This is a genomic window from Vibrio sp. B4-6 (assembly GCF_963888245.1).
GTDB lineage: Bacteria > Pseudomonadota > Gammaproteobacteria > Enterobacterales > Vibrionaceae > Vibrio > Vibrio anguillarum.
Window position 1 is genome coordinate 142,989 of sequence record NZ_CAWPIM010000044.1, and the last position, 15,288, is coordinate 158,276.

Here is a 15,288-nt window from a genome sequence, read left to right on the forward strand (position 1 = left end):
GATATGCAGAAGAAGCAAACGCTTTCAATGGTAGTGACGAATGTGCAACTACTGGAATCAGGATTATCCGCACAAGCGATGTTTAATGTGCAAGGCGGTGTGATTGGCTCTGCAAGTGATGCGCATTGGCAGCTTCGTGACGGTAAAGGGAAAATTCAAAATCATCACTGTGCCATCCGTGTGATTGATGGTGCGTTTTGCATTCAAGATCTGGTTGGTAATACCTATGTTAATGGTTCCCATAAGCCGTTAGGGCAAGGTGCCTCGGCTAAGTTGGAGCATAAAGATGAAGTGGCCATTGGACCTTACCAAATTCGTGTCATTTTTGGTCAAGTGGGTGAAGACGATTCTCTGATTAATGGCTCTTTGGATCAGCTGTTTGCTAAAGAGGGGCTCGATCTACTCAAAGATGGTCCATTGGATGATATCAGCCGCGACGAGGATGAACCAGAGCCGAGTTCAATGGACCCTATCGCCGCTTTAGATGATTTATTGCAAGGCATTAAACAAGAAGAGTCGTTGCTTGAAGAGACGGAAAAACCACTCGCACAAGCACAACATTCATTAGTGCCAGAATACGATAGCCAGCAGTCGCAACTGCAGTTTACGCCTCAAGCTGACAGCGAGTATGAGATGACGTCATCGATTCGATTAAAGAAAATTCTCGGTTTTGGCAAAACCTCCACCGATTTACCACCTATTCCGGCTGTTGAGCACCATGAGACTGCGCAACCACCGACTCATTTGAACATTAATAACAGTATTTACAACGTACCTGAGGGCTTAGCGATGGACGATAAAGTATTAGATCTACTTGAGGAAGAAGTGGCGAGAAGCTACCACCCTCACTCCGAGCAACACAACAGCTCGTCAAACAATGCATCACACTTATTGACCGGCCCCATGCTCACCGGGCTAGGTGTTGACGTTGGCAATAGCCACGATATGGCGAAAATGCACATGCTTTCAGAAGAGCTTGGGCAATCGTTGCAAGCGTGTGTGCAAGGTTTGCTTGAGCTTCACCAGCAAGTGAGTGAAGGGCGTTTTGGTATGATGAATCGTAACTTGCAACCGATTGAAGATAACCCACTTCGCTTGGGGCTATCATACGAAGAAACCATTCGTACTCTGTATGATGCTGATAAAAGTGTGGTGCACTTGTCTGCCCCAGCGGCGATTGCCGAAAGCCTAAAAAATGTGCGCGATCATAACGAAGCAATGCAGCACGCCACTAGCGAAGCCCTAAATCAGATTCTTAATGCCTTTTCTCCTCAAGTGCTACTGCGCCGTTTCCAACACTACAAGCGCAATAGTGATGCACAGAATCACTCTTCAGATGCTTGGGCGTGGGAGATGTATTGCCACTACTACCAAGAGCTCACTTCTAATCGCCAAAAAGGATTTGAGAAACTGTTTTGGGAAATTTTCGAGCAGTCTTACGACAAGAAAATTCGTGAAAAACAGCTGGAGCTATAACGGTGAACAAGCGGTCTTTTGTCCTGCTGATGCTACTGACGGTATTAACCGCCTGTAGCTCATCAGAAAAGTATGAGCCAGCCACACAGCCGACCAAGGTAACGTTCAGTCTCGTTAGTGATGAAGGTACTAACCCTAATATTTGGGGTGAAGCGTCGCCGATAGAGGTTCAAGTGTTTGAGCTCAAAGATGATTCGATGTTTATGTCTGCCGATTATGACCAAGTAAAAGCAGACTACAAAAAAGCGTTACGCAGCAATTTTATCGCCAATTACGATTATGTAATGACACCAGGCCAGTTTAAGTTTGTGAACGCGTTCGAGATTGATGAAGGCACGAACTACATTGGGGTCATGGCGCATTTTGCTGAACCTGAGCTGAGTGAATGGAAAAAGGCCGTCAAAGTGCTTAACAAAGGTAGGGAATATCATCTTTTGATGTATTTCAAAGACTACGATGTAAAACTGGAAAGGGTGGAATAACAAGATGTTTGCGCGTAATCGTGTCATTTGGAATGAAGGTCTATTCATTAAACCGCAGCATTTCCAGCAGCAGCAACGCTATTTTGAATATCATATTGATGAACGCATCTCATCAGTCAGTGGCTATCTTTACGGAGTATCAGAGTTATCACTTAACCCTGAATATCTCTCTTTTGGTCGTATCGCGATCGAACGTGCGGTCGGCATTATGCCTGATGGAACCGTTTTCCGCATTCCTCAGGAAGATGTGTTGCCCGATGCGCTCGAGATTGCCGATGCTTCGCTTGCAAACCAGTTGGTCTATTTAGCGGTGCCACTTCGCAGTGAATCGTTAATGGAGATTAACTGGCCTGAAGAGCGAGGAACCGGGCGTTACTTAAGCAATCGTTTAGAAGTGCGCGACGTACATACCGTGCGCGGTGACACCACGACGCTAGATGTCTCACCTGTTCGTGTGCAGTTGATGCTTGAAAAAGAAGACAGAAGCTCTTACGCCTCAATCGCGATCGCTCGTATTTTAGAAAAACGTCCTGATGGCAGTGTCGTACTCGATCCGGACTTTATTCCGTGCCATCTTAATGTTGCGAGCAATGCGGCTTTGCACCGTTTTATTAACGAAATATCTGGGTTAATGCGCGAACGTGCCAAAAACATTGCTCAACGTATCAGCTCTCCCTCTCAAGGCGGGGTCGCGGATGTGTCTGATTTTATGCTGTTGCAAGCCCTGAATCGTCTACAACCCCAGATGCAACACTTGGCAGAGCTACGCAGTTTGCACCCGGAACGTTTATTTGAGTGCCTGTCATGCGTATGTGGAGAATTGGCTACATTTACCGATGAAAGTCGTTTACCACCGAGCATCCCGAGCTACAACCATGAAATGCCGACCCACTCTTTTGGGCCGCTGATCCGCAACTTAAGACAGAGCCTAAGTATCGTACTTGAGCCTAGAGCGGTCTCGATTCAGTTGGATAAACGTAAGTACGGCCTGATGGTTGCCCCAATCCACGACCCTCAACTGGTTGAAAGCGCAGAATTCATCATCGCGGTGAAAGCACGCATGCCATTAGATGAACTGCGTCGTCTCTTTACTCAGCAGACCAAAGTATCGTCAGTGGAGAAAATCCGCGAGCTCATTTCACTGCAATTACCGGGCATTCCAATTACACCGTTACCAGTGGCACCAAGGCAGTTGCCTTACCACGCCGGTTATACCTATTACCAATTGGATAAAACCAGCTCAGCATGGTCGATGTTAGGTCGCTCAAGTGGTTTTGCTTTCCATGTCGCGGGTGCGTTTGAAGATCTTGACCTGCAATTCTGGGCGATTAGGAGCTGATGATGGCCATTGATAAAAAAAACACCCAATACAGCGGTCTGCTTTTTGACAGCGTCGAGCAGATCAACCACGACCAAGATTACTGGTTTCAACTGCGTGGTGATAACCCTAATGTTTTGATTGATGCTGCTACCCCTCTGTTTGGTTTGTCGCTGCGGGTACGCAGCTTGTCAGAGTGTGACAACATTGAGCAGATCTACAAACAGACGGTAGAAGAGATTAAAGCGATTGAAATCGAGCTTGCCGAGCAAGGGTTTGAGCATGCGATTTTGATGGCTTATCGATACATTCTGTGTGCGTTTTTGGATGAAGCCGTCATGGGAACCGAGTGGGGTGCATCTAGTGTGTGGGCTGAACATTCTATGCTGTCTCGTTTCCACAGTGAGACTTGGGGCGGCGAAAAAGTGTTTACCATCTTAAGTCGCTTGGAAGGTGAACCTAAACGTTATCGCGCGTTGCTAGAGTTTATCTATCAATGCCTAGTGTTAGGTTTTGAAGGTAAATACCGTGTGATGGAAAGTGGCCACAACGAGCGTGAAAAGGTGATCAGTCGTTTACATGACACCGTCAGTTCGTTGGATGAAAACGAGCCGAAGGAACTGACCTCCGCCACGGACCATGTGGTGAAATCAAAATATAAGTTAAGCAGGCAGTTACCGGTTTGGTCAGTACTGCTTGGTTTTGTCATTATTTGGGTCGGTGTGTTTTTAGGCTATTCCTATTTACTGCACAGCCAATCGGCAGACGTATTAAACCAATTGAACCAAATACTCTAATTATAAAAGGCTAGGTGATTGTAGTGATCCGTATTGAATTACCCACATTAATTTCAAAACTCAATGAACAGAGTAAGCTAGCCCTAGAGCAAGCCGCTTCATTATGTATTGAACGTCAGCACCCAGAAGTGACCTATGAGCATTTCTTACATGTGTTGCTAGAGAACCCACTGTCGGATGTGCGTGTGATAGTTAAGCACGCTAACTTAGATGTGGAAACCGTAAAACAAGCCATCAGTGCCAGTTACGCTCGTGAACAAGTGTTAGATACCTATCCAGCATTCTCGCCACTGTTGGTTGAGCTATTGCAGGAAGCTTGGTTGCTTTCTACCACTGAGCTGAATCAGAATCAGCTTCGTTCAGGTGTGGTGTTTTTAGCCGCGTTGATGCGCGCTGATCGTTATCTACCACTTAAACTAATCCGTCTTTTTGAACACATCAACAAAGAGAGCCTAAACAAAGGGTTTGATACGCTGTTGCAAGACTCTTCCGAGTCGGCGGTTGAAAAAAGCAAAGCGGGTTCTCAAGCTCCTGCCGCGCTGGATGCAGCGTCATCTTCGCCACTGCATAAATACTGCACCAATGTCACGGCGCAAGCGCGTAACGGCGAACTTGACCCAGTATTGTGTCGTGAAAACGAACTCAACTTGATGATCGACATTTTGTGTCGTCGTCGTAAAAACAACCCTATCGTTGTGGGAGATGCTGGTGTCGGTAAAAGCGCTATGATTGAAGGACTTGCATTGCGCGTCGTTGCGGGCAATGTGCCGACACAGCTGCAAAATGTAGAGTTGTGCTCACTCGATCTTGGCTTGTTGCAAGCGGGTGCTTCAGTCAAAGGTGAATTTGAAAAACGTCTTAAAGGCGTGATTGACGCGATCAAAACCTCGCCTAAACCGATCATTTTGTTTATCGATGAAGCGCACACTTTAATTGGTTCTGGCAACCAAGAGGGTGGTAGTGATGCGGCCAACTTGCTCAAGCCAGCTCTTGCGCGAGGCGAGCTCAGTACTGTCGCAGCCACCACATGGAAAGAGTACAAAAAGTATTTTGAAAAAGATCCTGCGCTGACTCGTCGTTTCCAGTTAGTGAAATTAGAAGAGCCGAGCATCAGCCAAGCAGTAGATATTCTGCGTGGCTTGAATCGTGTTTACGAAAAAGCCCATAACGTATTGATTACTGATGATGCATTGAAAGCCGCCGCCGAGCTTTCAGCGCGTTACATTTCAGGCAGACAACTGCCGGATAAAGCGATTGATGTGTTGGATACTGCTTGCGCGCGTATTGCAATTAATATCACTACACCGCCGAAGCGCTTAGCGCAACTAGAGACCGCTTGCCATCAACGTCAACTTGAAATTGATATGCTTGAGCGTGCTCAATATTTAGGTCAAGTGGTTGATTCGCATCGCTTGGATGAGCTATGTAGCCAAGAAGTGGCCGATGAAGCTGAAAAAGCGGCCTTGACTCAAAGCTGGCAAGAGCAAAAAGCGATCATTGAGCGCATTATTACCCTACGCGATCAGCTCTTAGATGGCGCTGAGGATCATGGTGAGCAGACCCAAGTTGAGCGCGATGAGTTACTTGTTCAATTGCAGGCGCAATATCGAGCTTTAGAAGAGATCCCTCATAATGATCGCCTCATGCATCCACAAGTCGATGCTCAGCAAATAGCGGAAGTGATTGCGGACTGGACGGGCGTGCCCGTTGACCAAATGAACAGCGATGAGCTGCATAAAATCACCCACCTAACGGCTATTTTAGGTGAGGCAATCAAAGGGCAAGATACTGCGATTGAGCGTGTTCACCGTAACTTATTAACGGCGCGCGCGGATTTGCGCCGTCCGGGGCGTCCAAAAGGTTCCTTCCTACTCGTGGGTCCAAGTGGCGTTGGTAAAACCGAAACGGTAGTCCAACTGGCGCAACAACTTTATGGTGGTAAACAATTTTTAACCACCATCAACATGTCGGAATATCAAGAAAAGCATACCGTTTCACGCCTGATTGGTTCGCCTCCGGGTTATGTTGGTTATGGTGAGGGTGGCATTCTTACCGAAGCGATTCGTAAAATGCCGTACTCTGTGGTGCTGTTAGACGAAGTTGAAAAAGCGCACCCAGAAGTGCTCAATATTTTCTACCAAGCCTTTGATAAAGGTGAGCTGGCCGATGGTGAAGGTCGAGTGATCGACTGCCAAAACATTGTCTTCTTCCTCACCTCGAATTTAGGTTACCAAACCATAGTCGATTACGCGCAGCAGCCTCAGTTGCTTGATGAGCAGCTTTACCCAGAACTTGCGGCTTTCTTCAAACCCGCCTTACTGGCTCGTATGGAGATTATTCCGTATCTACCGCTCAGCAAAGAAGTGCTAGAGCAGATTGTACGTGGCAAGTTAACCCGCCTTGAGCAGCTCTTTAAACAGCGTTATGCCGCTGACGTGGTGATTGAAGATAGCTTGATCGAAGAGATCTTAAGCCGTGCAACGCGCTCTGAAAATGGGGCTCGTATGCTGGAAGCGATCATCGAAGGTCAATTACTACCACCGATTTCATTAGCTTTGTTAAATAAACTGGCTGATAAACAACCAGTGCAACGCATCTATTTAGCGGCGGAAGAGGGTGAGTTTATTGGAGAGGTTGAGTGATCATGAGTCACTGGTTAGCTTACGCAACCGAGCTTGTTGTCGCGAGAAAGCCTAGCCAATTGGCCGCATTGTTTGTAGAAACGCTGCGCCGAGAGCTAAGGCTCGATACTTGCTTGTTACTGGTTCCCAGTTCAGACGGCCGTACCTTAGTGCCACAGGATAACCCGCTGAATTTAAGCTGGTCGGTCACCGATTTTGATTGTCCGTTTGCCCATGTATTGCAATCGGCCAAATCGATGCACTTAACCGCTGATGAATTGGTTTTTTGGCAATCTAATCGCCTGTTTAGTCAACTCACTAGCCGGGTCGGCATGTTAGATAGCGTGGTTGTACACCCGTTACCGAATGGGGATACACAAGTTCAGTCTATTTTGATGTTGATTGGTGAAACCCATACCTTGGAAGGTCTATTTGAGCAGCCAGATTTTATCAAGTATGTGGATGTTTTTTGCCATCAGTGGTCGTTGCTTAATGAGATGCAACGGGAAGAACAAAATCGACAAAACTTATCGGAATCCTTGTCTGACGTTCAGCGTGACAACGCTCGTCGTTCATTAATTGCGAGCCTCTCTGAAACCTTAATCGGTAACAGTTTGGCGATGAAAAAATTAAGAGAGCAGATCATCAACGCCGCGCCATCACAGCTTTCAGTGATGGTGCAAGGTGAAACAGGGACAGGTAAAGAGTTGGTCGCGCAAGCGGTGCACCAACTCTCGCCCCGTAAACAAGCGCCATTTGTTGCTATTAACTGCGCGGCTATCCCTGAAAACTTATTGGAAAGTGAACTGTTCGGCTACTGCAAAGGGGCGTTTTCCGGCGCGGATAGCGATAAACAAGGGTTGATTGCGCAAGCCGATGGCGGAACCCTGTTTTTGGATGAAATCGGTGATATGCCCTTGAGCCTGCAAGCCAAATTACTGCGAGTGTTGGAATCTCGATCTTTTCGGCCGATTGGCGGTAAAAACGAACAATCTTCTGATTTTCGTTTGGTTTCAGCAACGCATGTCAATCTTCTCGAACAAGTGCGTAATAAATCGTTTCGTCAGGATCTTTATTACCGCTTATTTCAGTACCCGATCACTTTGCCACGCCTTGCGGCAAGGATGGATGATATTGAACGGCTTAGCCAACATTTTGTACGCAGCTTTAATCAACAGCATGCAACCAACATTCGGGGTGTACACTATAAAGCGATCGATTGCCTAAAACGTTATGACTTTCCCGGTAATGTGCGTGAACTCAAGCACCTTATTGAATTTGGTTGTGCGCAAACACTGGATGGCACACAGGTGGAGGAGTCCTGCTTTACACAACGTTTAGCATACACTAAAGCCGATCAGCAGCCAGAGACTGAACGACATGGGCATAAGGTCGCTAAAGCTGAGCCCGGTGTCAGCCGAGTGGTGGATGATTTAAAACAAGCGGTGAATGAATTTGAGTCTCGTATTATCCGTGAGCGCCTCCAATATTTTGCTGGTGACAGGGCCAAAGCGGCCCAAAGCCTCGGTATTCCCAAGCGGACCTTGGCCTATAAATGCCAAAAATTGGAGATTAAAACACCATGAATAAACGGTTGTTTAGGCTCACAGTTTGCCTCTCTATGACGCTGTATTTTCCCATGGCAAATGCGGAAAATGACGCTGTAGCACAAGCAGAGCAATGCACTACGATCACATCTCGGTTAGAGCGATTGAGCTGTTTTGACCACCTGTTTAAAACGCCTTCTGACGTGGTGATGCCCCAAGCGGTAACGCCCAATGCACCGCTATCTTGGCAACGCGCCTTTGATAGCATCAGCCAGTATCAAGACGAGGAAGCAAGTCACTTAACCGTTGAGGGCGACGATGATAAAGGGAATGCGTGGATTACTTTGGTTGCGTTAAATCAAAATACAAAGTTTGACGATAACGCTAAACCTGTGCTGCTGATGAGCTGTATCGACAATTTGAGTCGAGTGGAATTGGCGTTTCCTAGCGCGATTGATGACCCTCGCATCCAAGTGTCGATTGCTAATATGCAGGCACAATCTTGGCGTAGTGACGATTTAGGTTTGCTCTTTTCCTCAGGCAGAGGCATGCCAGCGATTGAGATGATGAAAGCGATGGCGCGAGAAAATCGCCTTGTGCTGCGTTCAAACTCTCCTTTTGTTGATGGATTGCAGTTTGATGCGAGCGAGCTTTCGCAATCATTAACGGCACTAAAAACACGCTGTGGTTGGTAAGGAGTTCCAATGGAGTTAACCGATTATCGCCGCTGTATTACTCAGCCTATTCAAGCCGATAACCCTGTGGGTGAGCGCCTGATTGATGATCCACTGTTTGATTTTGTTGAAGATCAAATGATGAAAGTGGGGTCACTCTCCCACGCTAGTGTGCAATGGGATGAAGTCGAACACAGTACGCTCAAACTGCTCAGCGAAAAAAGTAAAGATCTCAAATTATTGATCTACTTGTTGCAGTGTTTGCATAACCAAGTCACACCGCTACGTTTCACCACGTCGCTGCAGCTGCTGAGCGATTTCATGTCCCTTTACTGGGAAGATTGCTTCCCTGCGCCAGGCAAAAGAGGCAGTTTGCCACGTCGCAAATTCTTCAGCCAGATTGTGCAGCGGTTAGCCTTAGTCATCGACAAGTTAGATTTCGCACAATTTGATGGACCAGATCGTGATGAGTTAAACACCGCGATCGACGCGCTACAGCAAGCGACTACTCAAGCCGGACTGATGTCTGAAAGCGTTGAAAGTCTAGTGGCTAAAGTTCAAGCCCAACTGCGCCGTGCAACAGAACGTGAGCAAGCGACTCAACATGTGCAAGAGACTCCGGCGGTTGAACGTAAAACCACCACCCAGAGCGCCATCTCAGTCGACAGTTCAAGTGACAAAGCCACTAAGCAGACCTTATTAAAGGTGGCTGAGTTTTTGTCTGAACAAGAGTTCGGCATTGCCTTGGCAATACGAGTCAGGCGTTTTGCCGTGTGGTCAAGTATTACCTCATTACCTGAGCACGACGTCAGCGGTGAAACACTGTTACGGGCGATGGCGCAAGAACGAATCAAAGAGTATCACGACCAAATGCGTAGCCCAGATTTAGCCTTATGGCGCAAGGTAGAGCAGAGTTTGACCATGGCACCTTACTGGTTTGAAGGGCAGATGATGAGCTATAAAATCGCGCAAAGTTTAGGCCAAAAGGCGTGGAGTGAAGCCATTTTGAGTGAAAGCCAGCAGTTTGTGGCACGTCTACCTGCGCTGCTCGAATTGAAATTCAAAGGAGGCGAGCCTTTTGTCAATGCGAGTGTAAAAGAGTGGCTACTCAGCCAGCAGCAAAGTAGCGCCCAAGGCCAAGTAGCAGGTGATTGGCAAGACAAACGCAAAGAGGCGTTTAGCTTAGCGAAAGAGGGAGGCATTGCGGTGGCGCTCTCTATGCTCAACGATGGTCTGGTCAGCGCCAGTGAGCCAAGGGATAAATTCTATTGGCGGTTATTATCGGCTGATTTGTTAAATAGCAATAATTTAGATGCGATGGCGAAAGAACAGTACCAAACGTTACATGCTCAGGTTAGCACCATGAGCGTTACCGATTGGGAACCCTCATTAGTTGAGCAATTAGAACAATACACAACGTCAGAGTAAACGAAGGACACAAACCCATGTGGAAATTTATTGTTGGGATCGCAAGAAAGTTAACACCGGGCATTGCCGCGGCGATGCCTATTTTGCTATTTAGCACATTCATTTTATTGAATGTTGCGATTTGGTGGGCAGGCCCTTGGCTAGAGATCGCGGGTAATAAGCCACTTGAATCGATAACCGCTCGCGCAGTGGCAAGTAGCTTGTTCACTTTAGGTGCATTGGCCGTTTGGGGTGTTTGGCAGTGGCGAAAATTGCAAGGTTTTAAAGCCGAGCAAAAGCGTGAAGATCAGCTTCGCCAAGATCCAATTAAAGCCTATGAAGAGCGCCAAGAGGTTGAGCTGAACCAAGTGATGGTCAGCATGAAAGAGAACCTCAATAAACGTAATTATCTTTATGCGTTGCCATGGTATTTAGTGCTCGGTTTGGAAAATGCCGGTAAAACCAGCCTCATCAACCGCTCTGGGCAAAACTTTGTTTTTTCTTCGGTAATGCGAGCCTCGGGTCAAAAAAGTGAAAACCCGTATTCGTTTGATTGGTGGATTGGCGATGAATCGGTACTGATTGATCCTGATGGAGAGCTACTGACACAAGGTAACCACAGCAATGATAACGATGGTGCGATGGAGCGCCGTTTGTGGCTTCATTTTGTTAATTGGTTGGAGAGAACGCGTAGCCGTCGTCCACTCAACGGTATTGTTTTAGCGTTAGACGTTTCTCACTTAGCAACCGCAACTGCAACCGAGCGTAAAGCTTACGCCAATTTATTACGTGCTCGCTTACGTGAACTGATGGAGACGTTATCCACGCGTCTACCTGTCTATATTGCATTGACGAAATTGGATTTATTACACGGTTTTGAACCTTTCTTTAAACATTACTCGCGCAGTCAGCGTGAAGATGTGCTGGGCTTTACCTTTTCGCTCGACTCTATTGATGACTTGGATAACTGGCTCAACGAGTTTTCAAAAGACTACAGTCAGTTTGTTGAGCGCATTAATGATGTACTGCCGCACGCGGTTTCTGTGCCGATGGATTTGGAAGAGCGCAATGCTATTTATAGCTTCACGCGTCAAATCTCCGGTTTAAAAGAGATCTTATTACAATTTTTCAACGATGCATTGGCCAGTGATCAGTTCTCTACGTCGGCTTTGGTGCGTGGTGCGTATTTCACTTCTGTGTATCAACAGGGCGTACCCACAAACGCATTTGATGATGCCGCTTCACGTCGTTACGGGCTAGATCATGCCATTAATAAAGCGCAGCAAGCCAAAAACTCAACGGTTTATTTCACACAAAAACTGTTTAATAACATCATCTATCCTGAAGCTGGACTTGCCTCGGATAATTTTCGTGTTGCGAAGCAAAAACGGCGCTTGATTGGTTTGTCAGTAGTGGCTTGTTCTATTGCAACTGTGTTATTAGTCGGCACTTGGCATCGTTATTACCTTAGTAACGTGAAGCACTCTGATGCGGTGTTAGCGAAAGTAAACGAGTACAAAAACGAGTTCCCCTCTAATCTTTATTTAGCCTCTCAGCAAGATGTTCTCGTGCCGCTCAATAAAATTCGTGAAGCGACGTTAGAGTTTGGCTTCTTCCGTGATAAACCACAGTATATTTCCGATTTTGGTTTGTACCAAGGCCACACGATTGGTCCAATGGTTGAAGCGACCTATTTGAATTTATTGGAAAACCGTTTTTTACCTCTGCTCATGGCTGATGTCGTTGTGCAGCTTAACCAAGCCAAAACAGATGAAGAGAAGCTGGCCGTGCTGCGTGTTTATCGCATGATGGTAGATAAAAGTGGCCGCTATAAGGATTATGTACTCGATTATTTCTCCAAATACTGGCAGCAAGAGTTCGCTGGGCAACGCGTGATCCAAGAAGAACTACTGGGGCATTTAGACTACGCCATGTTACACACGGATTTAGCGGGTGATCGCGCGCGCGGTGATCGCAATGCAGAGTCGGTGATGAAGCCTTATGATCAGGTGGTGGCGAAAGTGCAGTCTGATCTTGGTTCTATGCCTAACGATCAACGTGTTTACCGTAATTTGAAGTTGAATGCACAAACGGTTCTTGGCCCCTCGATCAATTTACGCAACTTGATTGGCCCCGTCTTTGATGTGGTTTTTGAAGAGCGAGTGGTCAACAGCAGCTCGCTGTATATTCCGCAAATGCTTACCAAAAAAGGGTTTGAAGATTACTTCATGCCGCAATCAGAATCCGTTTCTGAGCTGGCCTTGATCGACAGTTGGGTACTAGGGCAATCCAAATCGGCTCAATTTAGCGAAGCGGATAAGCATGACCTTCGTAACAAAATCCGCAGCTTGTATGTGGCGGACTACACCAATACCTGGCGTGCGGCTCTTAATGAAATCAGCGTTAAGTATTTTAGCGACATCAATGACGCGGTGTCAGTATTAGAAAACTTTACCGGCAACATTGAACCGATGCAGCGTTTGCTTCGCACTTTAGAAAGCAATACTCAAATGTATGCCAGTGTGCCTAAAGATGAAGCCGCGCAAAAAGAGCTGTTAAAAAATCCAAAATACAAAGTTGCTTCGCAGATTGATGCACCCTTTGCTGAACTAAACGCTATGCTCAAGCCAGTCGGTGATAAGCCAGCGTACATCAATGAAGTATTAGTGGCGGTGGAAGAGTTACAAAATTACCTCAAATCTATTCAAGAAGCGCCAGATGTTGGTATGGCTGCGCTTGATGCCACTAAAGCACGCGTAAAATTAGTGAACGCTGATCCAATTTACACGGTGAAACGTATTGCATCAGGTTTGCCTAAACCGCTCGATACTATGGTGTCTAAACTGGCGGATGAGAGTTGGTATGTTGTCAAACAAGAAGCGATTAAGCACCTTGAAGTTCGTTGGCATGACGATGTTTACAAAACCTTTGAAGAGAAATTAGCTGGGCGCTATCCATTTAATGAGTCATCCAACAAAGACAGTTCTCTTTCTGACTTTGAAGCATTTTTTGCGCCCAACGGCACATTAGACAACTTCTACAACAACCAGCTAAGAATGTTTGTGGAAGAAAATATTGCGGTCAATGATGACGATAACGCGCAGTCTATTATTCGCAAAGACGTTCTAGAACAGCTCAAGCAGGCGAAGAAAATTCAGCAAGCTTTCTTTAACCGCAAAGGGGTCTTAGACGTTAGTTTCTCGGTTGAACCACTACGCTTGAGCAACAACAAACGCCGCAGTGTGCTGAATGTTGACGGTCAATATCTCGCTTATAGTCACGGCCCAAGAGACAGTGTCGAGTTGATTTGGCCAAATACGCTGCGTGATTCTGCGATCTCTAAAGTAACGTTAGTGCCGACTAAAAATAATATGTCGCCACGAAGTATTAATATCCAAGGTCCGTGGGCATTTTTCCGCTTGCTTGAACAAGGTGATGTGGTGGGTGCTAGTTCCACGTCGGTTGACTTTAAGTTTGCAGTTGACGGTGGTGAGATGATTTATCGACTCAATTCAGAGGCAGATATTAACCCATTCACCGAGCGGTTATTTAAGTCATTCAAACTCTCGAAAACCCTTTACTAAAATAATAGTGAGGAGCGATTGGTCATCGCTCCTCAACTCACTTAGGACGCTGTAGTCATGTCCAATATTGTATTTATCGACCACGCTCGTTTTCATTTGATAGATGATGCTGCCGCTGTTCGTCACATTGATGCCTACCAAAAGGTGAGAGATGAGATCAATCGTCGTAACAACCCATTATCAGGTGGTCCAGACTGGGCTGTGGTGAAAGTTGCTTGTGAAACATTAGCAAAAGGCCCGGGGATTGACCTTTTGCTGTGCGGTTATTACACCGTAGCCTGTTTAAAAATGCAGGGCTTAGCGGGATACGCCAATGGTGTTGAACTGCTGTGCTGCTGCTTAAGTAATTTGCCAAAACCGGACGTAAAATCGGCGAAAATGCGCAAGGAAGTGCTCGATTGGGTTAATGCTCGTGTAGTGCGGGAGTTAAAAGATCTGCGTCCGAATCATGAAGCACTGCGTGATTTATACCGTTGTGAGCGCTTTTGTGAGCGCATGCATACCATTTTAGAGCTGCAACAGCCGGACTATTTGGTTGATTTCGAAGGAGTAGGTTTTGCTATTTTTGAACATATTGATCGTTTAGAAACGCAATATCATTCGCTACTAAAGCGCCATACTCAAATGGAACAGGTTGAGCAGGTGCGTAGTCAAAAGCGCTCACGTGTTACGCATGTGGCCGCTTTTATATCCGGTGTTCTTGGTGTTGTGATGGTGTATGGGGCCGTCACTTATTTGCCGTTTTTCAACTCAATATCTTATGCAACCAACCTAAGGTTACCTGTTTTACATACGCCAGAGCAGGTCAATGCGTTTCAACAGGCCAACTCGCCAGCCAAGCTTGAACAGTTGTCAAATGAGATTGTGCCATTGTACCGAGAGGCGATTGAGCAAAAAATGGCGCGCTCTTTTGAATCGGCTCGTGTTGAAGCCCAGCAAGTGTTGGATGCGTTATTGCAACTTTATCCCCAAACCGAATCAGTGCTGGAGGTTGATCAAGCGTTTGCCGATGCTAAGCGTGAAGCTCTGCAACAAACTGAGCGCTTTATGGAGCGTTTTAGTGAAACGAGAACCAAGATGGCCAACATCGCGCTGCTCGCGCAAAAAGGAAAATTAACCGAACTGCAAAGACAAACCAAATCGCTGGAGGAGTTCGCTATTAGTCTGTCACCTATTTATGGGAGAACTGCATATGTCGAAGAGTTGCTCAAAAAAGGTGATGTTGTACAGGCTGAACAGGAGTTTATGATTTTGAAGCAGCGGCTTAATAATTTGAGCTGGAAAATGGCCGAGCTCGACAAGCAGTTTGAGCATTTGACTGTGACACATAATCAGGAAGCTCAGGCTCAATAAGCTGAGCAACAATTGGTTATTGAAGGGCA

10 protein-coding genes are annotated in these 15,288 nt (G+C 46.4%); all 10 read left to right on the top strand.

Annotated elements, in window-relative coordinates; translation table 11 throughout:
• The first annotated feature begins 3 nt into the window (after positions 1-3).
• Genes tagH through AACV20_RS12140 form a run of 10 tightly spaced genes read left to right on the top strand, consistent with a single transcriptional unit; the run spans position 4 to position 15,259 of the window.
• The gene (gene tagH / locus AACV20_RS12095; RefSeq protein WP_094125344.1) at positions 4-1,476 is read left to right on the top strand and encodes a type VI secretion system-associated FHA domain protein TagH; all 1,473 of its coding nucleotides are present in this window, start codon (positions 4-6) and stop codon (positions 1,474-1,476) included.
• Between the two features lie 2 nt (positions 1,477-1,478).
• Positions 1,479-1,958, top strand: a complete 480-nt coding sequence (gene tssJ / locus AACV20_RS12100) for a type VI secretion system lipoprotein TssJ (protein ID WP_013868298.1) — start codon at positions 1,479-1,481, stop codon at positions 1,956-1,958.
• 4 nt (positions 1,959-1,962) lie between these two features.
• Positions 1,963-3,297, top strand: coding sequence for a type VI secretion system baseplate subunit TssK (tssK, locus tag AACV20_RS12105; RefSeq protein ID WP_017044997.1), 1,335 nt, complete (start codon positions 1,963-1,965; stop codon positions 3,295-3,297).
• A gap of 2 nt (positions 3,298-3,299) precedes the next feature.
• Positions 3,300-4,073 carry a type IVB secretion system protein IcmH/DotU gene (gene icmH, locus AACV20_RS12110; protein ID WP_026027751.1) on the top strand — a complete coding sequence of 258 codons (774 nt, stop codon included), beginning with the start codon at positions 3,300-3,302 and terminating at the stop codon, positions 4,071-4,073.
• A gap of 23 nt (positions 4,074-4,096) precedes the next feature.
• Positions 4,097-6,715: a type VI secretion system ATPase TssH gene (gene tssH / locus AACV20_RS12115; protein ID WP_026028434.1), complete on the top strand. Its 2,619-nt coding sequence runs from the start codon at positions 4,097-4,099 to the stop codon at positions 6,713-6,715.
• 2 nt (positions 6,716-6,717) lie between these two features.
• Positions 6,718-8,280: a sigma-54 interaction domain-containing protein gene (locus AACV20_RS12120; protein WP_166538028.1), complete on the top strand. Its 1,563-nt coding sequence runs from the start codon at positions 6,718-6,720 to the stop codon at positions 8,278-8,280.
• Positions 8,277-8,936: a type VI secretion system-associated protein VasI gene (gene vasI / locus AACV20_RS12125; protein WP_170907358.1), complete on the top strand. Its 660-nt coding sequence runs from the start codon at positions 8,277-8,279 to the stop codon at positions 8,934-8,936. The genes AACV20_RS12120 and vasI overlap by 4 nt, the downstream gene beginning before the upstream one ends.
• Positions 8,937-8,945: 9 nt before the next feature.
• The gene (gene tssA, locus AACV20_RS12130) at positions 8,946-10,343 is read left to right on the top strand and encodes a type VI secretion system protein TssA (RefSeq protein ID WP_094145615.1); all 1,398 of its coding nucleotides are present in this window, start codon (positions 8,946-8,948) and stop codon (positions 10,341-10,343) included.
• Between the two features lie 17 nt (positions 10,344-10,360).
• Entirely contained in the window at positions 10,361-13,906 is a 3,546-nt protein-coding gene (tssM, locus tag AACV20_RS12135) for a type VI secretion system membrane subunit TssM (RefSeq protein ID WP_017045001.1), read from the top strand.
• Between the two features lie 57 nt (positions 13,907-13,963).
• Positions 13,964-15,259, top strand: a complete 1,296-nt coding sequence (locus AACV20_RS12140) for a type VI secretion system ImpA family N-terminal domain-containing protein (protein WP_170907359.1) — start codon at positions 13,964-13,966, stop codon at positions 15,257-15,259.
• The last annotated feature ends 29 nt before the right edge of the window (positions 15,260-15,288 follow it).